At 50.1% G+C, this 21249-nt stretch carries 16 protein-coding genes and 2 pseudogenes; 4 read left to right on the top strand and 14 right to left on the bottom strand.

All coding sequences use genetic code 11. The annotated features are described in order from the left end of the window. Positions 1-33 precede the first annotated feature (33 nt). Positions 34-591: a YbaY family lipoprotein gene (locus O1Q98_RS17240; RefSeq protein ID WP_125258706.1), complete on the bottom strand. Its 558-nt coding sequence runs from the start codon at positions 589-591 to the stop codon at positions 34-36. 241 nt (positions 592-832) lie between these two features. Between O1Q98_RS17240 and tesB the strand changes: the two genes are divergently transcribed. Then, complete coding sequence (gene tesB / locus O1Q98_RS17235; protein WP_125258705.1) at positions 833-1696, top strand: acyl-CoA thioesterase II; 864 nt, start codon at positions 833-835, stop codon at positions 1694-1696. A gap of 140 nt (positions 1697-1836) precedes the next feature. Here the strand turns inward: tesB and amtB are convergent. The 5 genes and pseudogenes from amtB to O1Q98_RS17210 all read right to left on the bottom strand — a co-directional run bounded on the left by amtB (position 1837) and on the right by O1Q98_RS17210 (position 7956). Next, positions 1837-3130: pseudogene (gene amtB / locus O1Q98_RS17230) on the bottom strand (ammonium transporter AmtB). A gap of 43 nt (positions 3131-3173) precedes the next feature. Next, positions 3174-3512, bottom strand: coding sequence for a P-II family nitrogen regulator (gene glnK, locus O1Q98_RS17225; protein WP_002208627.1), 339 nt, complete (start codon positions 3510-3512; stop codon positions 3174-3176). 292 nt (positions 3513-3804) lie between these two features. Beyond that, a complete protein-coding gene (locus O1Q98_RS17220) occupies positions 3805-5598 on the bottom strand; it encodes a SmdB family multidrug efflux ABC transporter permease/ATP-binding protein (RefSeq protein ID WP_125258910.1) in 1794 nt (597 codons plus the stop codon). Positions 5599-5618: 20 nt separating this feature from the next. Next, entirely contained in the window at positions 5619-7385 is a 1767-nt protein-coding gene (locus tag O1Q98_RS17215) for a SmdA family multidrug ABC transporter permease/ATP-binding protein (protein WP_125258703.1), read from the bottom strand. Positions 7386-7491: 106 nt separating this feature from the next. Beyond that, on the bottom strand, positions 7492-7956 hold the full coding sequence (locus tag O1Q98_RS17210; RefSeq protein WP_125258702.1) for an Lrp/AsnC family transcriptional regulator: 465 nt from the start codon (positions 7954-7956) through the stop codon (positions 7492-7494). 179 nt (positions 7957-8135) lie between these two features. Between O1Q98_RS17210 and O1Q98_RS17205 the strand changes: the two genes are divergently transcribed. Both O1Q98_RS17205 and queC read left to right on the top strand, forming a co-directional pair. Further along, the gene (locus O1Q98_RS17205) at positions 8136-9185 is read left to right on the top strand and encodes a PLP-dependent cysteine synthase family protein (RefSeq protein ID WP_125258701.1); all 1050 of its coding nucleotides are present in this window, start codon (positions 8136-8138) and stop codon (positions 9183-9185) included. Between the two features lie 118 nt (positions 9186-9303). Further along, on the top strand, positions 9304-9999 hold the full coding sequence (gene queC, locus O1Q98_RS17200) for a 7-cyano-7-deazaguanine synthase QueC (protein ID WP_125258700.1): 696 nt from the start codon (positions 9304-9306) through the stop codon (positions 9997-9999). Between the two features lie 179 nt (positions 10000-10178). Here the strand turns inward: queC and O1Q98_RS17195 are convergent, their stop codons facing one another. From O1Q98_RS17195 to bolA, 8 genes and pseudogenes are all read right to left on the bottom strand, one after another. Beyond that, a complete protein-coding gene (locus tag O1Q98_RS17195) occupies positions 10179-10553 on the bottom strand; it encodes a ComEA family DNA-binding protein (RefSeq protein WP_205744240.1) in 375 nt (124 codons plus the stop codon). Positions 10554-10691: 138 nt separating this feature from the next. Further along, positions 10692-12572 carry a peptidylprolyl isomerase gene (gene ppiD, locus O1Q98_RS17190; protein ID WP_125258699.1) on the bottom strand — a complete coding sequence of 627 codons (1881 nt, stop codon included), beginning with the start codon at positions 12570-12572 and terminating at the stop codon, positions 10692-10694. 266 nt (positions 12573-12838) lie between these two features. Further along, on the bottom strand, positions 12839-13111 hold the full coding sequence (gene hupB / locus O1Q98_RS17185) for a nucleoid-associated protein HU-beta (RefSeq protein ID WP_125258698.1): 273 nt from the start codon (positions 13109-13111) through the stop codon (positions 12839-12841). Positions 13112-13319: 208 nt separating this feature from the next. Further along, positions 13320-15683 carry an endopeptidase La gene (lon, locus tag O1Q98_RS17180; RefSeq protein WP_125258697.1) on the bottom strand — a complete coding sequence of 788 codons (2364 nt, stop codon included), beginning with the start codon at positions 15681-15683 and terminating at the stop codon, positions 13320-13322. A gap of 189 nt (positions 15684-15872) precedes the next feature. Then, positions 15873-17147, bottom strand: coding sequence for an ATP-dependent protease ATP-binding subunit ClpX (clpX, locus tag O1Q98_RS17175; RefSeq protein WP_125258696.1), 1275 nt, complete (start codon positions 17145-17147; stop codon positions 15873-15875). Positions 17148-17288: 141 nt separating this feature from the next. Continuing rightward, positions 17289-17912: an ATP-dependent Clp endopeptidase proteolytic subunit ClpP gene (gene clpP / locus O1Q98_RS17170; protein WP_125258695.1), complete on the bottom strand. Its 624-nt coding sequence runs from the start codon at positions 17910-17912 to the stop codon at positions 17289-17291. 603 nt (positions 17913-18515) lie between these two features. Then, positions 18516-19692, bottom strand: a pseudogene (gene tig, locus O1Q98_RS17165) (trigger factor); the annotation flags it as partial. Between the two features lie 313 nt (positions 19693-20005). Further along, the gene (gene bolA, locus O1Q98_RS17160) at positions 20006-20320 is read right to left on the bottom strand and encodes a transcriptional regulator BolA (RefSeq protein ID WP_125258693.1); all 315 of its coding nucleotides are present in this window, start codon (positions 20318-20320) and stop codon (positions 20006-20008) included. Between the two features lie 340 nt (positions 20321-20660). On the opposite strand from bolA, the gene O1Q98_RS17155 reads away from it, so the two are divergent. Beyond that, on the top strand, positions 20661-21239 hold the full coding sequence (locus tag O1Q98_RS17155) for a lipoprotein (RefSeq protein WP_125258692.1): 579 nt from the start codon (positions 20661-20663) through the stop codon (positions 21237-21239). Positions 21240-21249: the final 10 nt, after the last annotated feature.

The raw sequence follows: 21249 nt of genomic DNA, 5'->3' as shown, positions 1-21249 counted from the left end.
AGCGCAGATTATCTATACCGCCAGCAGGCGCTTTTAATAGGGTTGCAGCAACACGCCCGTCCCTTCATCCTTCGCGGGGGATGGCGAAGGAGCCAGCATTCGCATAGGTTTTCCCGTTGACGGCGCTCTTGATACCATCACCAGATTCACGTCTGCGTTATTCACACCATTATTAATGACCGGAACCATGTGTTCAGTCACTAAAGTGATGCGATGGTTTATGACGACAACCGCACTGAGAAGGATACGCGCATCGGGGTTAATATCCGATAAATTATACGGGAGCACGAATTTGAACGGCGCTTGCACGCCTTCGGTGCGAGAAACTCGCTGGGAGATAACCCGAGCTGGTGCATCGGAGGCTGAAGCATCAGAAACCGTTACGGTGAGTACGGCATCTGCAGGCAACGTGATATTCTGACGTATATTTACCGTTCCGGTCACTGCGGGCATCCCGCTCACCGGCTCACTGAGAGAAAGCGTGCGTGCAGGGGCAAATCCAGGTGGCAAGAATCCGTATGAATTCAGATTCGCACACCCCGAAAGCGCTACCGATACGGTAATACCGGCAAACAGCTGCCATAATCTCATAGGCTAAATCTCCTTAATTATATTATTGGGATAACGCTTATAAATAGCCGCTATCCGTTAAGAAGTATGAACGAGTCAATCTAATATTTATGGTGGAAAAATCCGATAGTGATTGATGTCATTTGCTTATTCTCATGGATGAAGCCGTGAGCGTCTATTTATTTCACGCGGTTCGCCCTTCTTCTTACTGCATCAATGATCTATTTTTATGACAACCAACCTCTTAATTTAAGGCAGAAACATGAGTCAGGCATTAAAAAACCTTCTCGATTTGTTACACCTGGAAAAACTGGAAGAAGGCTTGTTTCGCGGTCAAAGCCAAGATCTGGGTCTGCGTCAGGTATTTGGTGGACAAGTTGTTGGTCAGGCATTATCTGCTGCTAAACAAACCGTTCCCGCAGAGCGGTTTGTCCATTCCTTCCACAGTTACTTTCTTCTACCGGGTGATAGCCAAAAACCCATTATTTACGACGTTGAAACACTGCGCGATGGCAACAGTTTCAGCGCCAGACGAGTCAGCGCGATTCAGAATGGCCGCTCTATTTTTTATATGACGGCTTCCTTCCAAACTCGGGAAAGTGGCTTTGAGCACCAAAGTGCGATGCCACAGGTCACGCCACCTGAAGCATTGCCGTCGGAATTAGAAATTGCACGCAGTCTGTCAGAACATATCCCGGCAGCCATGCGCGATGTGTTTACACAAGAAAGGCCGATTGAGATTCGCCCTGTTAAATTCCATAACCCGCTGCGTGGCGAAGTCGAACCCGCGCTCAGGCAAGTCTGGTGTCGTGCAAATGGTGCTATGCCAGATGATGAACGTACCCATCAATATCTGCTGGGTTATACCTCTGATTGCCATTTTCTGCTAACAGCACTACAGCCCCATGGCGTCGGTTTTCTTGAGCGCGGTATGCAGGTCGCTACAATCGATCACGCCATGTGGTTTCATCGTCCATTTCGGCTGGATGATTGGTTGCTCTATTGCGTTGAGAGCCCTTCGGCATCTGGCGCGCGTGGATTTGTACGTGGCCATTTTTATACCCGTGACGGCGTGCTGGTGGCCTCCAGCGTTCAGGAAGGGGTGATCCGTCGCCACGGCCAGTAAAAATAGAACGGTAGATAAATCATTATCGAATGGCCCACCACAATAGCTAAAAAAAACCACCTTGATTAAAAGGTGGTTTTTTATTCGTCACAGTCAATCAGGCACCCCACCCCCATTATCATGGGGTACCAGACAGACTCTTACTGGTTGTACGCATTTTCACCGTGGCTGTTGACATCCAGACCTTCGCGTTCCTGATCTTCTGGTACACGCAGTCCGACAGCAATATCAGCAATTTTGAAAGAGATGAATGCCGCAACACCAGACCAAACGACGGCGACAATCACGCTAAACAGCTGCACCCAGACCTGATGAGCCATAGTCACACCCTGCGCATAACCTGTACCGCCTAACGAAGATGCGGTAAAGACACCGGTCAATAAGCACCCAACGATACCGCACACGCCATGCACACCGAACACATCACACGGGTCATCAACACGCAGCCATTTCTTCAGAACAGTCACGCCCCACAGACCGGCAAAACCGCCGACAAAGCCAATGACCAATCGCCCCACCAACGCCAACCGTACCCGCCGCTGGCGTGATAGCAACCAGACCAGCAATACACCCGGAACAAGCACCGAGCAGAGACGGTTTACCACGGCTAATCCACTCACCGATGATCCACGCTAAAATAGCGGCGGCCGTTGCGACAACCGTTGTCAAGAAAGCCAGACCAGCAATGTTATTCGCCGCAGCCGCAGAACCGGCATTGAAACCGAACCAACCGACATAGAGGATGGATGTACCAATAAACACCATCGGCAAGTTGTGCGGTTTGAATGCTTCTTTGCCGAAACCAACGCGTTTGCCTAATAACAGAGCACCAACCAGGCCTGCGACAGCAGCGTTAATATGCACGACCGTACCACCGGCGAAGTCTAGCGCGCCATCAGCGGCCAGATAGCCACCGCCCCATACCATGTGAGTCATCGGCAGGTAAGACAGCGTGAACCACAGCGCGGAGAAAATCAGCACCGCTGAGAAGCGAACGCGTTCCGCCAAGGCACCAATGACCAGACCTACCGTAATACAGGCAAAAGAGGCCTGATAAGCAACGTGAATGAACTGATAGAACGTTCCGCTAATCGCACTAATATCAATGCCATTGAGCATAAAGTTGGTCAGTCCACCGAAGAATGGGCTGCCTGTGCTAAACGCAACGCTATAACCGTAGATAACCCATAAGATACATACCAGCGCAAACGCCACCATTATCTGGGTCAACATTGACAACACGTTTTTACTGCGGATTAAACCACCATAAAACAGCGCTAATCCCGGAATGGTCATGAACAGCACCAATGCGGTACAGATCATCATAAAAGCGTTGTCCGCCTTATCCACAACCGGCGCTGGCGTATCTGCCATCACCCATGCTGGAAGCATGGCTGATGCCCCTAAACCTAATGACAAGGAAAGTTTTTTCATCTTTTCATTCATCCCTATTTAATAAGGCTCAATCAGATAATTGTTATAGTGCGGCTTCGTCAGTTTCGCCGGTACGAATACGAATAACACGCTGCAATTCCGCAACAAAAATTTTGCCGTCACCAATTTTCCCGGTATAAGCCGCTTTACTGATAACATCGATGACTTCATCAAGCTGATCATCAGCAATAGCGATATCGATTTTCACTTTGGGCAAGAAGTTAACGCTGTACTCCGCGCCACGGTACAATTCCGCATGCCCTTTCTGACGTCCGAAACCTTTCACCTCTGTGACGGTGAGCCCCTGAATGCCTACAGAAGAGAGCGCTTCACGCACATCTTCCAGCTTGAATGGTTTGATTACTACAGTCACCAGTTTCATTCTCATCCCCCTAAGCATGTAAGTTCAGGCTTATGCCCGTCACCCCAAATATGTTCACGTATCACATAAAGCAAATCACGTGCCACAAATGCCAGCGCTAATCAAAAGCGATAAAACGCCGCTGATTAGCGGAAAACGAGAAAGTGGGAAGAGGTGAGATAACTGGCGGAAAAGAAAAACAGGTGCGCCAACGCACAAAAACGGTGCGATGCGCTTGATTTCGGTGCATCGCCCGACTGAGCGCATCGCACCATGCCAAATTATGGTGCGATGCCATGCCCGGGGATGATCGTCATGGTGCCTGCGTCGTCAACGCCGGTTCAGCGTTACCCTGCGGAGATGACAATGCACGGCTCGCCTGCTGCAATTGATACATCTGAGCGTAACGCCCGGCGCGGTTAAGCAATTGCTCATGCGTTCCCTGCTCCACGGTCTTGCCATGATGCAGCACCAGAATGGTGTCCGCTTCAACAATCGTCGATAACCGATGAGCGATAACCACAAGCGTAGTATGAGAACGAATTAACCTTAGTGCGCGCTGAATAGATTGTTCAGTACCTGAATCAATATTGGCGGTTGCTTCATCAAGTATCAAAATTCGTGGCGGCGACACCAATACGCGGGCAAGAGCCAATAACTGCTTTTGACCAACCGACAGGTTGTTACCTTGTTCACCGATACGGCTGTCTATGCCCTGCGGCATAGATTGCACCAGGTCAGCTAATTGCACCGCCTCCAGCGCCTGCCACACTCTCTCTTTACTGATGTCACGCCCCAGAGTGATATTCGCATACATCGAATCCGCCAACACAACAGGGTCTTGCTGCACCATGGCGACATACTGGCGCAACACTGGGTGAGATAGTTGCGCTAATGGTCGGTTATCCAGGCGAATCTCGCCGCTATCCGCCGGGTAGTATCCCATCAATAAACTGGCTAGCGTACTTTTACCACTGCCGGTATGCCCCACCAATGCCACAAACCCTCTATCAGGCACATGCAATTCAATGTTATGTAATACCGGCTTACCGGCTTGATAAGAAAAGGTCAGTTGCTGGATATCAATGCGACCGCTGTTAAGCGCATGGTTATCATCACCATATTGCTGACGCGGGCCATCCATTAACTCAAAAATGCGCTCTCCGGCGACAATAGCCTGTTGTAAAATCGACTGTTGGGTCGTCAATTCAATCAGCGGTTCGTTTAATCGGCCAAGATAGTTAATAAAGGCATACAACACGCCGACCCCCACAGAACCTACCGTACTGAAGCCGAATTGCAGCAGTAAACCGCACATCACCATCGCAGAAAACAGGCTCAATAACGGACGTAACAGGAAGCCATCAAGCCGCAATGTTTGCATACGCGCATGATAATGAGCCCAACTGGCCTCACTGAGTTTTTTGGCGAAACGCTGCTGCTGGCGAAATTGCTGTATAACGCCCATACCGTTGATGGACTCATTAAAACCATCATTAATATCGGCCAGAAAACTGCGCATTCGCCGCACAATCGGTGTGCTATAACGTTGATATACCACCATCACAATGGCTACCGCAGGCAAAATCATCATCGCAATCATCGCCATATGCCAATCCAGGCTGAACATGGCCACCAGCATCGCGACAATCAACGCCGTACTGCGCAGCACACTTCCCACCACCATGACATACAGATCGCGCACCACTTCAGTATCGTTTGTTACGCGGGAAATCAACTGGCCAACCGGCTGGGTATCAAATACAGCAAGCGGTTGGCGCAAAGCGGCATCCATCACATCAATACGAAGTTGTTGCACAACGCCAACCGCCACGCGGTTGAACATCACCGCCTGTAAATAGTGCAAGAGGGCCGCCAGCAACTGTAACAGCACATACCCCACCGCAAGGCCGGTAGCCAATAAAAGCGGGAATTCACCTTTGGCAATGACATGATCGATAAAATAGCTAACCAGAACCGGCCCGGCGACTTCCGCAGCGGCGGCAATACATAACAGCACAACACCAACGCTTATTGACGCCTTCCACGGCAAACCATAGGCCAGTAAACGTTTTAACGTTGGCCATAACGCCCGAGGCGTTTTCATTTTTACGTTACTCATTTACGTCACTCATGCTCATGCCCCTCGTCACGAGCATCATCCAGAGCCGCTTCCAGTTGCTGATAACGATACATATCCCGATACCATCCTGCTTGTTGTGACAAGGCACCGTGATGACCGCGTTGCGCTACCCGCCCGTGCTGCAACACAAGAATGTCATCAGCCGCTACCAACGCCGACAAGCGATGCGCGCTGATTATCACGGTTCGCTTTTCACCCCACTGTCGCAGATTGTTGAGAATCTGATATTCCGTACGTCCATCGACAGCAGAGAGCGCATCATCAAGCACCAGGATTTCCGCTTCCAGTAACAACGCGCGAGCAATAGCGATACGCTGTTTTTGTCCACCAGAAAGCATGACGCCTCGCTCGCCAACTTCCGTCTCATACCCTTTAGGCAAACGCAAAATATCGTCATGAACATTCGCCAATCTGGCCGCGCGTTCAATGTCCTGCAAAGAGGCCTGCGGACGCCCAAGCGCAATATTGCCCGCAACGGTATCAGAAAACAGAAAGGGCGTTTGCCCAACCACCGCAAAGCGGCACCTGAGTTGATCCAACTGAATATGATGCAACGATTGCTGATGGTAGCGAACCTCGCCCTCTTCAACATCAAACTGCCTTAACAACAACGCCAGCAGTGTACTCTTACCTGAACCTGTCGGGCCACACAGCCCCAGCGTTTGCCCCGGCATCAGGGTAAAATGGACATCATCCAGTACACGCTGGGTATGGCCGGGATAATGAAACGCGGTAATATCGGCGGCCAGTATGCCCGGCCCTGCGGGTAAGGATTGTGTTCCGTCTTCAACTGACGGGGCCTCGGCCAGCAACTGACGGATGCGCCCATAAGCCGCACTGCCTCGCTCGACAATGTTAAACATCCACGCCAACGCCAGCATCGGCCATATCATCAAACCAAGGTACATAACAAAACTGGTCAGTGCGCCAAGCGTCAACGAGCCGTGGATAACCATCCAGCTTCCGCCCGCTACCGCCAGCAGATTGGATAACGCCACCGCAATATAGATAGTGGGGTCAAAACGGGCATCCACTCGCGCAACCTGCATATTTTTCTGGCCGGCATCAGCTGCAACCCGGGCAAAACTGCCGGACTGATGATCTTCCAGACCAAATGACTTAATCATCCGAATGCTGGTCAGGCTCTCCTGAGCGTGATCATTCAGCGAGGAGAAAGCGGCCTGAGCCTCTTTGAAACGTTGATGAAGCTGGGTGCCGTAGTGCTTGATGACTATCGCCATTACCGGCATGGGCAGCAGTGCCAGCAATGTCAACTGCCAACTCAGTTGGGTACACATCACCAAAAAGACCGCGCAGCCCATCACCAGCGAGTCAACCAGCGTCAATACGCCTTCTCCGGCAGCAAACACGACGCGATCGACGTCATTAGTCGCCCGGGCAATCAAATCGCCGGTTCGATGGCGCAGATAAAAAGCCGCATGCTGGCGGCTCAATTGATGATAAAAGCGCTCACGCAACTCGACGGCCAGTTGATAGGCCGCGCCAAATAACCAAATGCGCCAAAAGTAACGCAGCAGATAGGTGAACAGCGCTATCAGCAAGATAACACCTATCCACCCTAATACCGTTGTCTGGTTCATGGTATGTTGTGTCACGCCATCAACGATGACGCCAACCAACTTTGGCGGTAGCAATTGCAGAATGGCAATGATCACCAATAACATCACCGCACCAAGGTAACGTTTCCATTCCCGGCGGAAATACCATCCCAGCAGAGCAAAAAGTCTCACGCGTTTTTAGTCCATTCGTGACAAAGCAAATCGAAATTAGATGAACAGAACATTATACATGCTGCGCATCACGAATAAATTTTAGCAGGCCGTCTCAGGCTACTTATCATAATGGCTTCAGGGGTAAGGCGGTTGTCTGTTTGATGCGTTCCATCGCAAAGCTTGAGGTCACATCAACCAGGCCGGGAATACCATTTACCAGACGTTTATAAAATGCATCATAGCTTTTCATATCTGCCACCTGCACTTGCATCAGGTAATCATACTCTCCCGCCATTCGATAGAACGCCAGTACCTCCGGCATCTCCGACACAAAATGAGAAAAGGACTGATACCAGGCGCTATTGTGTTGCTGGGTTTTCAGCAGAACAAAAGCCGTCAGCCCCAGACCTAACTTTTCATTATCCAGCAGCGCGACCCGACGTTTGATATACCCGTCATCCTCCAGACGCTTTAAGCGTTTCCAGCAGGGGGTAGACGTCAGGTTAACGGCATCAGCCAACGCCTGTAACGAGAGGCTGCAATCCTGCTGTAGCAAGCCCAGCAGTTTGATATCAATTTTATCCAACATAGCGTAAAAAAAGAGAAAATATTTCCCCCATTAGCCCAATACAGAGATGAAAAAGCAACTTTTTTTTCCTCTAAAATCGATAGGCTAGTAGTGTCTTGTTGCAGAACATCCACTGACTCTCGCCCTGCATAACCAAGACGCATCAGAAACGACCATCTGCCATTCATCAGGACAACATCATGACCAGTCTTTGGGTACGCAACGCCGTTAGCGCGATAGAAGCCGATTTCCAACGTTCAGCAGACACTCACCTGATTCGCCTGACGCTACCACACTACCCCGGCATCTATTTTTATCTCAAAGATGAAAGCACCCACCCGAGCGGTAGTCTCAAACACCGTCTGGCTCGCTCACTGTTTCTGTATGGATTAAGCAATGGCTGGATTAATGAAGACACATCAGTGATTGAAGCTTCATCGGGCAGCACGGCGGTCTCTGAAGCTTATTTCGCACGTCTGCTGGGGCTCCCCTTTATTGCCGTTATGCCATCGTGTACCGCACGTAGAAAAATCGAGCAAATCGCTTTCTATGGCGGCCATTGCCATTTTGTCGAACAATCCAGCGAGATTTATGCCAAATCAGAAGAACTAGCGAAAGAGCTCAATGGTCACTATATGGATCAATTCACCTACGCCGAACGGGCAACCGACTGGCGAGGTAATAATAATATCGCAGACAGTATCTACAGGCAGATGGAACGAGAGCCCTACCCAGTCCCTGACTATCTGGTAATGAGTGCGGGAACCGGCGGCACATCCGCCACGCTTGGCCGCTACATCCGCTACAAGGGCCTGAATACCCAGTTAATCGTTGTCGATCCAGAACATTCGGTATTTTATGACTGCTACCGCCAGCGAATTAGCACGCTAACCGGTCAATGCGGCAGCCGCATTGAGGGAATCGGTCGCCCACGAGCCGAACCATCGTTTATCCCAACGGTGATTGATGACATGATAAAAGTGCCTGACACCGCCAGTATCGCAACGATCTATTGGCTGGAGCAGGTACTAGGCAGAAAAGTCGGGCCGTCCACCGGCACCAATGTCTGGGGCATGTTGCAACTGGCCGAAAAAATGGTGGCGCAGGGCCGAAAAGGGGCGATTGTCACGCTGCTATGCGATAGCGGCGAGCGTTATCTTGATACGTATTACAACAAAGAGTGGGTAAGTTCCCATATTGGCGATATCCAGCCTTATCTCCAGCAATTGAACGCAGCAGGCATACGCTAACGCAACACGTCACGACGCTTGCGCTGAACAATAAGGGGATTTCAGTTACCATAAACGTCATCCCCGCCTACATCGATGCAGTGCGTCTGGCGGTTCTCATGTATAAGGATAAACAAGCATGACAAGCGCAGTTGTCGTTTTTAGCGGAGGTCAGGACTCCACAACCTGCCTGATTCAGGCATTGCAGCAGTATGATGAAGTACATTGCGTGACTTTTGATTATGGTCAGCGTCATCGCGCCGAAATTGATGTCGCCGCAGAACTGGCACGAACACTGGGCGCGGCAGCGCATAAGATTTTGGACGTCGGCTTGCTGAACGAGTTGGCTGTCAGTAGCCTCACGCGTGACAATATCCCCGTTCCTGAATTTGATGCCGACGCAACAGGGTTGCCAAGTACCTTTGTTCCGGGTCGCAATATTCTGTTCCTGACGCTCGCCGCAATTTATGCCTATCAAGTCGGCGCTGAGACCGTCATCACCGGTGTCTGTGAAACAGATTTTTCCGGTTATCCCGACTGCCGGGATGAGTTTGTCAAAGCCCTGAATCAGGCGATTGTGCTCGGTCTTGCCAGGAATGTTCGCTTTGTCACGCCCTTGATGTGGCTCAACAAAGCAGAAACCTGGGCCCTGGCCGATTATTATCAGCAATTGGAGACGGTGAAACACCATACGTTAACCTGTTACAACGGTATTAAAGGTACAGGATGCGGTGAATGCGCCGCATGCCACTTACGGGCGAAAGGGCTGGCCGAATATCAGCAGTCACCGACGTTGGTGATGGCATCTCTCAAGCAGAAGACCGGCCTTAAATAGCAGAAGATATCAGCAGAATAAGCGGTGAATTATCGGGTTTATCGGGCGCTCTTCGCATGCCCTTTTGCTCCCCCGACGCCACCACGGGTAAACGCGATACGCGTGACAGCAAATATGGCCGGAGTGATGACGTTATCTTATCGACATGACTCCGGCGCATACTACGCAATAATTAACGCTTATAAACGCAAACGAGCCTGGTTGCGCTCAATCAACGCACGGCCAATACCGGGAACCTCTTGCAATTGGTCTATTTGGGTAAAGGGCCCATTCTGCTCACGATAAGACACGATTGCCTGCGCTTTTTTTAGCCCCACACCATTGAGCGCTGCGGCCAGTTGTTCTGCCGTCGCGCTGTTGATACTCACCTCCTCAGTATCCTCAGCTGGCTTTTCAGCTTGCCCGACTTGGGCTACGCCAGGCACAGGCTTTGTCATCGACGGTACTGATTGGGCTGAAGGGCTGGTTTCTGGCGCTGCGTGCAAGCCGCCAGAAATACTCGCCAGACTCATCCCGACCATCAAACATAACGCCTTAATTCCCGATGGTTTCATGCTGTATCCTCCTTGTATGTGACAGCATGGCCACAATGCCCGAACCGAGCTGAGACGACAAACGGCAAACAATAAATGTGGAAAAGGCCGCGAAAGCGGCCTTAGAGGATTGCAGTAACTTGCAGAATTTTGTGAAGCTTATTGCGCGTCTTGCGCTGCACTACCGTACTTAACCTTCGCCTGAGTACGCAGGCTGCCCAACAGCGTATCAAACAGTGTACCCATTGAAGTCTGCTCTATTTGGCTGCCAAACTGTTTTTTCTGCTCATCAGATAAGGTGTGCGGTTTAATTTCATCGAGCGCAACCAGCACCACATTGCCATCAACATCGCGCGCAACGGCATACGCAGGCTGATCCTTCTTCGGCTGTGGCATCGAGAAAACGGTTTGCCCCAACACATCATTCTGCGCAACAGAAGAAAGCGCTTTCGCCGTACTAAAGCTCAACCCGGCAGCTTTCAGGCTATCCTGCTTACCCTGTTTGAGGTCGGCCAGAATTTTCTCCGCTTCAACAGTAGCCTGTTGTTCTGCTTTCTGGCGTTTCAACGCTTGAACCACCTGATCGCGCACTTGATCTAACGGCTGAGTTGCCTGCAATTTGTGTTCGCTGACGCGCACCACAAAGGCCCTGTCGCCTTCAACGCTAATGACATCAGAGTTACTGCCCGGGGCACCATTTTCACTGACCAATGAGCCACCGAAAATTGCCTGAGTAACGGGCTGGAAATTCAGTGCAGCAGGCACATTTTCACGGTTGAACCAGTCGGTTTGTTGCGCCTGCACATTCGCCACTTTCTCAGCAGAAGCCAGCGACTCGTTATCATTGCTGGCCGCCTCGCTAATCTTCTGTTGCAACGCATAAAAAGCATCGAGGGCTTTTTCACGTTTTACTTTCTCGGCCAAATCAGCACGCACTTCGTTCAAAGATTTCACTCTTTGAGCCTGAATGTCATCCAGACGGATAATCAAAAACCCAACGGATGACTTAATCACGTCAGACAACTGCCCTTTCTGCTGCAACGCCGCCTGTTTAATTTCATCAACGGTGGAGCCATCATCCATCCAGCCCAAATCGCCGCCATTACGACGAGAAACGATATCCGTCGATTTTTCCTTTGCCAGCGCGGCAAAATCAGCGCCTTGCTTCAGTTGATCCAATGCAGCTTTCGCTTCATCTTGCGTTTTCAACTGAATGACGCTGTATTTTTTACGCTCAGGCTGAGTGAATTCACTTTTATGTTGCTCATAATAGGTGGCGATATCGGTATCATCTACACGGGTTTTATCCATGATAGAAGCCGCGTCCAACATGATATAGCTCACTTTGAACTGCTCAGGCGTTTGATAGCGGTTTTTGTTCTGATCATAAAACGCTTTCACTTCATCATCAGAAACCGTCAGCGTCTTAGCACGATCGGCGAGCGCCAGAGTGGCCGTGCGAATGGTGCGATCTTGCGCTGCCATCGCCACCAGATTATTCAACTCTTGCTGGAGAACAAAATCCGTATTGCCTAATCCCCGGATCAATTGCTGAGTCAGCAGTTGTTTACGCAGGAACTGCGCATAAGCATCCGGTGTCAGACCCAGCTGACGGATTTGTGAGAGATACTTTTGGTTATCAAAACGGTTGTTGGTTTGAAATTCAGGCACGGAGAAGATGGCCTGTTTAACCTGTTCATCACTGATATTCAGCCCCAGATTGTGGGCATACTGTACAATCAGCGTTTCATCAACCAGTTGGGACAGCACTTGCCTGCGCAATTGCTGCATATAACCTTCATTGGATGCCAACGCGGAGAAATTATCTCCCAGCATTTCTTGCTGGCGAGCGCGTTCATTCTGCACCCCTTGCTCTAGTTGGGCACGGGTAATTTCCTGTCCGTTCACTTTGGCTGCATAGTCGCCTGAACCACGGATCAGATAATCTCCCACTCCGGTCAATACAAACGAACCAACTATCAAGGCAAGAATAATTTTCAGCACGACGTTGTTAGCGGCCGCGCGTAAATTGTCCATCATAATGTGACAACACTCCGCTGTAGAATGGATAACACTTCCCCTGCGCAGGCCGTAGCCATGCATCCCTGCTACTGCTATAGCCGCACTCGGCTAGGCGCACTTAAGTATTTGCCTGAACGGTAATCTTGATTACCAGCAAAACGCAATTACCTGTAAAAAAAGGCACATCATACCATGATGCGCCTTATATCTTACCTTACCCATCACGCTGAGTCAGGTAGTGTTTGGGCGAAAACGGCCACAGCCCAAATCTTGTTAATCAATGATTAATTCACAGCGTCCTTCAGGGCTTTACCCGCGCGGAAACCCGGCACTTTGGCAGCCGGAATGCTGATTTCTTTCCCCGTTTGCGGATTGCGGCCAGAACGAGCGGCACGTTCACGCACAGAAAAAGTTCCAAACCCGACCAACGCCACATCATCCCCACTCTTCAGAGATTCGGTAACAGACCCAATAATTGCATCCAACACACGCCCTGCCGCCGCTTTGGAAATATCAGCATCTGCGGCAATCTTGTCGACCAATTGTGACTTGTTCACTCTATCATCCCCTCTGAAATACCATTATTGCGCCACGATTACGGCACAACACATTGCTCTAATTTATGTCGCCATTATTCAGCAAACCAGCGCACCGGCCAGCATCAGGCTCAACAACAGTGCTCTAACTTAGCGGCACGAAAAAAGGCTGGCAAGCATCATTTAACTTACCAGCCTTTATTTTCTCAGTGCTTTTTGCGACAGCTCACTATTTCTTCGCGACAGCCTTCACGACATCCATGCCATAGGGTGAATTCTGTAACGCAATGGTCAGGACTTCTTCAATGCGTTTCACCGGATGGATATCCAAATCAGCAATCACGTTTTGCGGAATCTCTTCCAGATCGCGTTTATTTTCGTCAGGGATAAGAACTGTCTTGATACCACCGCGATGCGCTGCCAGCAGTTTCTCTTTTAACCCACCAATCGGCAGCACCAGGCCACGCAGGGTAATTTCACCGGTCATCGCCACATCTGCCCGTACCGGATTCCCCGTCAGGCAAGATACCAGCGCAGTACACATCGCAATACCGGCGCTCGGGCCATCTTTCGGCGTTGCGCCTTCCGGTACATGCACATGGATATCGCGTTTTTCATAAAAATCAGAATTGATACCCAATTTCTCTGCTCTGGCGCGTACAACCGTCAACGCCGCCTGAATTGACTCTTGCATCACTTCGCCGAGCGAGCCGGTGTAAGTCAGCTTCCCTTTACCCGGTACGCTGGCGGTTTCAATCGTCAGCAAATCGCCGCCGACTTCCGTCCAGGCAAGGCCCGTTACCTGACCAACACGATTCTCTTCATCAGCACGACCATAGTCATAACGCTGAACACCCAGAAACTCTTTCAGGTTATTGCTGGTTATCTGGATATGTTTCAGTGACTTATCCATCATCAGCGATTTCACCGCCTTACGGCACAGCTTAGAGATTTCGCGCTCCAGACTCCGCACGCCGGCCTCACGGGTGTAGTAGCGGATAATGCCGACAATAGCGCTATCTTCTACTGACAACTCACCTTTTTTCAGCGCGTTGCGCTCAATCTGTTTCGGCAACAAATGCTGACGCGCAATATTCAGTTTTTCATCTTCGGTATAACCGGAAAGACGAATAACCTCCATACGGTCAAGCAAGGGGGCCGGGATGTTCATTGAGTTCGAGGTTGCAACAAACATCACATCCGACAGATCGTAATCCACTTCCAGATAATGATCGTTAAACGCCACGTTCTGCTCAGGATCAAGCACCTCTAACAGAGCAGAAGCGGGATCGCCTCGCATGTCAGACGACATTTTATCGATTTCATCGAGCAGGAAGAGCGGGTTTTTTACCCCTACTTTCGCCATTTTCTGAATCAGTTTGCCTGGCATAGAACCGATATACGTACGCCGATGACCGCGAATTTCAGCCTCATCACGTACGCCACCCAGTGCCATGCGCACATACTGACGCCCCGTCGCTTTAGCAATCGACTGACCCAGTGAGGTTTTACCTACCCCCGGCGGCCCAACCAGACATAAAATCGGCCCTCTGATCTTGCTGACCCGGCTTTGTACCGCCAGATACTCAAGAATACGCTCTTTAACGCGATCCAGCCCATAATGGTCGCTGTCTAGCATTTCTTGCGCTTTAACCAGATCTTTCTTCACTTTACTGCGCGTATGCCATGGAACCTGAACCATCCAGTCAATATAGCTACGCACCACGGTCGCTTCCGCTGACATCGGCGACATCATGCGCAACTTCTGTAATTCAGCTTCAGCCTTCTCACGCGCCTCTTTGGGCATATTGGCAGCATCAATCTTACGCTTGAGCGCTTCCTGCTCATCCGGCGCGTCATCCATTTCACCCAGCTCTTTCTGAATCGCTTTCATTTGCTCATTCAGATAGTACTCACGCTGGCTTTTTTCCATCTGTTTTTTGACGCGACTGCGGATACGTTTTTCCACCTGTAACAGGTCGATTTCCGATTCCATCATCGCCATCAGATATTCCAGGCGCTCGGTTACATCAGACATTTCCAGCACGGACTGTTTATCCGCTAATTTAAGCGGCATGTGCGCAGCGATGGTATCGGCAAGGCGTGCCGCATCGTCAATGCTATTAAGCGAAGTTAATACTTCAGGAGGAATCTTTTTATTCAGTTTGATGTAACCTTCAAACTGATTAATCGCCGTGCGCATCAAGACTTCTTGTTCGCGCTCTTCAATGGCTGGCGACTCCAGGTATTCCGCCTGTGCGGCAAAATGTTCACCACTATCAGAGAGCGTGGTAATGCGTGCGCGCTGTAACCCTTCCACCAGCACTTTTACCGTGCCATCGGGTAGTTTCAGCATTTGAAGGATAGAGGCGACTGTCCCTACCGAGAAAAGATCATTAATGCCAGGCTCATCCGTTGAGGCCTCTTTCTGTGCCACCAGCATGATCTTTTTATCGTGATCCATTGCGGCTTCCAGGCACCGAATCGATTTCTCCCGACCAACAAATAACGGGATGACCATGTGCGGATAAACCACCACATCGCGCAACGGCAATACGGGGATTTCTATGCGTTCGGAACGCTCAGGGTTCATAGAGCTCTCTCTTAGTTTCGTTTCCGCCAGGTTAAGGGAAACTCATGAAACGCGGACATCACGGGTTTCGCCTGTGGGTAATCGAGTATATGGGGATAAATATCCCACATTCAACGATTGAACGTGCGTAAAAAAAAATGGGGGATTAAATTCCCCCATTTTATCGCTTATTGTTGTTTTTCAGGCTAATTATTCACCAGAAGCCTGCTGGGCCTCGGGCTTACCGTAAATCAACAGCGGTTCTGTCTGGCCGGAAATCACCGACTCATCAATCACCACTTTATCAACGTTTTCCAGCGATGGCAGATCGTACATCGTATCAAGCAAGGCGGCTTCCACAATCGAACGCAGACCACGCGCACCGGTTTTCCGCGCCATCGCCTTACTGGCAATCGCCGTCAGCGCTTCATCGCGAAACTCCAGATCAACGCCTTCAAGCTTAAACAACGCCTGATACTGTTTGGTCAATGCGTTTTTCGGCTCACGCAAAATCTGAATTAATGCGTCTTTATCCAGCTCTTTAAGCGTCGCAACCACCGGCAGACGGCCAATAAACTCAGGAATCAAACCAAACTTGATTAAATCGCCCGGTTCAACCTGGCCTAATAGTTCGCCTTCGGTCGCTTTCTGTGAGATACCTTTCACGGTTGCATTGAAACCGATGCCACGGCCTGTATCGGTACGCTGCTCAATCACCTTGTCCAGACCGGCAAACGCGCCACCGCAAATAAACAGGATTTTGGAGGTATCTACCTGCAAAAACTCCTGTTGCGGATGTTTACGCCCACCCTGTGGCGGAACCGCCGCAATCGTTCCCTCAATCAGTTTGAGTAACGCCTGCTGAACCCCTTCACCAGAAACATCGCGGGTAATCGACGGGTTATCTGACTTACGGGAAATTTTATCAATTTCATCAATATAGACGATGCCACGCTGCGCTTTCTGCACATCGTAATCGCACTTTTGCAGCAATTTCTGGATGATGTTCTCCACATCCTCACCGACATAGCCCGCTTCGGTTAATGTGGTCGCATCCGCCATGGTAAACGGCACATCGAGCAAACGCGCCAGCGTTTCAGCCAGCAGTGTTTTACCGCTACCGGTCGGGCCAATCAGCAAAATATTGCTCTTGCCCAGTTCAACACCATGATTGCTGTCGCTATTGCGCAGACGCTTATAGTGGTTGTATACCGCAACCGCCAATACCTTTTTCGCCTGCTCCTGACCGATAACATAATCATCCAGATGACGGCGGATTTCGTGCGGCGTCGGCAACGCGCTGCGCTCACGGTGTGGCGCAACTTCTTTGATTTCTTCGCGAATAATGTCGTTACACAAATCAACACATTCATCGCAGATATACACTGACGGCCCGGCAATCAGCTTACGAACCTCGTGCTGGCTTTTGCCGCAGAAAGAACAGTACAGCAGCTTCCCTGAACCGTCTTTGCGCTTATCTGTCATGAGTCAAACCTCTTCTTTAGTCTCTTGCCCGCAGGCCAACCACATAGCAATCGCGCCACAGCGAACGCCGACATTGCACAGCCTGACTTGCACCCATCCATAATGGGTGCAAGGCCATCTGGCTATCATGTCTCAATGGCATTATTCACGATGGGTGAGTACAGAATCTACCAATCCGTAGTCTACTGCCTCAGCGGCAGAGAGAAAACGATCGCGCTCGGTGTCTCTCTCTATTACATCAAGAGGCTGACCGGTATGTTTGGCCATTAAATCATTCATGCGAGCTTTCACCTTCAGAATCTCTTTTGCATGAATTTCAATATCCGTCGCCTGCCCCTGGAATCCGCCCAGCGGCTGGTGGATCATGACTCGTGAGTTCGGCAGACAAAAACGCTTGCCTTTGGTACCGGCAGTCAGCAGGAATGCACCCATTGACGCAGCCTGCCCCATACAAATCGTGCTGACGTCAGGCTTGATAAATTGCATGGTGTCATAAATCGACATCCCGGCCGTAATCACGCCACCCGGTGAGTTAATATATAAGTAGATGTCTTTTTCAGGGTTTTCAGCTTCCAGAAACAGCATTTGCGCCACAATCAGGTTCGCCATGTGATCTTCAACCTGACCGGTCAGGAAAATCACGCGCTCCTTCAGGAGTCGGGAATAAATATCGTAAGAACGCTCCCCACGCGAAGTCTGTTCAACCACCATCGGCACCAAAGCCATGTGAGGGGCCAGTTTTTCTTGTTCGCCACTGTATGACATTAACGTCTCCTAGATAAAATGCATTTGGCGCATACCGCCTGATTCTACTTGAGATAAAAAGTGATGACCATGCTCAGGTGCGTAGTTAACTCCCTGTCGCCACGGTATCAGGCGGATTTCCCTGACGATGCAATTTGACCACCTGACCATCAATTGGGGCCGTTTACATCGACTTTCAAGCTTACACCAGCGATTGATAACGATTAAAGCACTAATGCCACCCCGAACACCGCCTCATCATGGCATCGCGATGCGTACACCATGCGCCATTATTCACAACCAGTGTGTTATCCACACACAATGAGTTATTGATAATCTGGGTTATGGATAATCTGAGTTATGAATAATCATAGTGCAGTTCTGGCAGGAATTAGTGGCCAATCCTCATTTGCGTTCAATGAAAAAAGCAGAAAAAAAGCCCGCAGCACAAGCGGCGGGCTTTAGTAGAACATTCGGTTAATCGCAAAAGCGCGATTATGCCGTTGCGGTCTGGTTCATCAGCTCGTTAAAGCTCACGTTTTTCTCAACCACTTTTGCAGAAGACAGCAGCGTTTCAATCGCCTGCTCTTCCAGAGCAACATTACGCATGTTGTTCAGCATTTCTTTGTTTTTCTTGTAATACTCAACGACTTCTGTTGGATCTTCGTATGCAGAAGCAATTTCGTCAATCAACGTATTAACGCGATCTTCATCGGCTTTCAGTTGATTAGACTCAATCACTTCACCCAACAGCAGGCCAACAACAACGCGACGTTTCGCTTGTTCTTCAAACAGTTCACGCGGCAGTTCCAGCAGCCTGTTTTTCATTGCCGCCAAAACGTTGAGCCGCCTGACGGCGCAGAACATCAATCTCACCGTCGATAAGCGCGGCAGGCACGTCGATTTCGTTAGCTTTAACCAGGCCATCAATAACCTGTGATTTCACGCGGTTACGAATCGCGCCTTTCAGCTCACGTTCCATGTTTTTACGCACCTCAGCGCGCAGACCTTCCAGAGAACCATCGTCCACGCCAAAACGCTGGATGAACTCAGGCGTCAACTCTGGCAGCTCACGCTCTTCAACTTTTTTCAGCACGATGGCGAATTTCGCATCCTGACCTTTCAGGTTTTCGGCATGGTAGTCATCAGGGAATTTCACCTCGATCGTGAATTCTTCACCGGCTTTATGACCAACGATACCGTCTTCAAAACCAGGAATCATACGGCCCTGGCCCATTGCCAGCACGAAATCAGAGGCTTTACCGCCCTCGAAAACTTCACCACCAACAGAGCCGGTGAAATCGATAGTCACGCGGTCTTCCGCACTCGCGGCGCGATCGGTGTCTTTCCAAGTCGCCTGCTGCTTACGCAGGGTGTCCAGCATACCGTCAACGTCGGTATCAGAAACTTCAACCAGCGGTTTTTCAACTTCAATAGTGTCCAGACCTTTCAATTCAACTTCTGGATACACTTCAAATTCTACTGAGTATGTAAAATCGCCACCGACGGTGTACTCGCCCGGAACATAGTTCGGTGCGCCTGCCGGATTGATTTTCTCTTTAATGATGGCTTCAACAAAGTGACGCTGCATCAAATCACCCAGAACGTCCTGACGGACGGATGCGCCGTAGCGCTGTTCAACAATTTTCGCCGGCACTTTACCTTTACGGAAACCGTCGATACGAACTTTTTTAGCCACATTGACCAGTTCGCTTTTAACCGCATTCTCAATGCTGTCGGCAGCGACGGTGATGGTTACGCGGCGCCCAAGGCCTTGAGTGGTTTCAACTGAAACTTGCATCTTGTTACCTCAAAAAATCACAGTGCTCGGTCAACCTCAGAGCCCGTTTTCATAAAGCGCCCTGGGGCGACCTCGCTGATCACAGTCTCACAGAACCAGGACGGCCACTTTACCGGACCAGTTCCCTATAGTCAGAAGCGTCCCGAATACATTCCGGAAAATAAGACGCAACATTATAGCGGCATAGGCTGGGCGAGTCGAGGAGAGTAACCAAGCGATTGCAGAGAGCTTTCACACTTTTCAGCGAATGTTGCCGCTGTATTTTCAATGCGGGGCTCAACCGCTGCGGTTATCCCCCACAGTCGCTATGTTGTTAACGATCCAGCCCAGCGCCACCGCAGGGTGGCGAAGCAGGGGCAACCCTTTGCAAATCTTGCCATTCTGTCGGTGTATACGTGTGTAAAGCCAGCGCGTGGACTCCCCCTTCAAGCTCATTCGCTAAGGTTTGGTAAACCGCACGATGACGGCCAATCACCCGCTCGCCACAAAAACGCTCGCTAACCAGAACGACTTTGAAATGACTTTCCGATCCCGCTGGAACATTATGGCGATGACTTTCATTAATCACGTCAAGATGTTGTGGAGCAAACTCCGCACGTAATTTTGACTCTATCGTTTCTTGAATCATACAGGGTTCACATGTTTTGAATTTATTTGTCAGACATGATGCATCATGTCCATTACCTCGGCAGCATGCAGAACATGCCTTAATCGAGAGAGACATCTCTCTTCGCGCACCTTGTCCTATTTATCACGACAAGAGCGCTTTTATCATCCTTCAACCCACATCGTCCTAAACTCAGCGCGACTGCACAGCGGGAATCAGCATGCACAACCATCATGCACAACACAATGCTCATCACTGCATCGGGTTTTGACCATTTTCTACTCTTTCCCTAACTCAAGACGATGATATGATAGCGAACTGTGTTTATTAGCAACCACCGTTTCGTAACGAGAAGACAAACATGTTAAAAAAACTTATTTTCCCGTTGTTTGCCGCACTCTTGCTGGCAGGATGCGCCGGCAAAAGTACAACGCTTGATGTCACGCCCAAAATCGCGCTTCCGTCTCAAGACCCAACGCTGCGAGGCGTCACCATTAGCATTAATGGCGCTGACCAACGTGCTGACCAGTCTCTGGCGCGCGTCAATCGCGATGGCCAATTAGTGACGCTGACACCATCTCGTGATTTGCGCTTCCTGCTGCAAGAGGTGCTGGAAAAACAGATGTCCGCACGCGGTTATATGATAGGAACCGGCGGCCCGGTGGCATTACAGGTCGTCGTGAATACGTTGTTTGCAGACGTTTCTGAGGGCAACCTGCGCTACAATATTACGACTCGCGCCGATATATCCATCATTGCTCAGGCGGCGAATGGTAATAAACAGATTAAGAACTATCGCGCAAGCTATAACGTACAAGGCGCGCTAACGGCAACAAACAGCAAGATAACGGAGTCGGTGAATCAGGTATTAAGTGACGTGATTACCGATATGGCTCAGGACACCAGCATCAGTACCTTTATTAAGACGAATTCCCGATAACGGATGAGTG

The organism is Dickeya lacustris, from assembly GCF_029635795.1.
Classification (GTDB): domain Bacteria; phylum Pseudomonadota; class Gammaproteobacteria; order Enterobacterales; family Enterobacteriaceae; genus Dickeya; species Dickeya lacustris.
The sequence above is the reverse complement of the archived record's forward strand: the minus strand, read 5'-3'. Positions and strand labels throughout refer to the sequence as shown.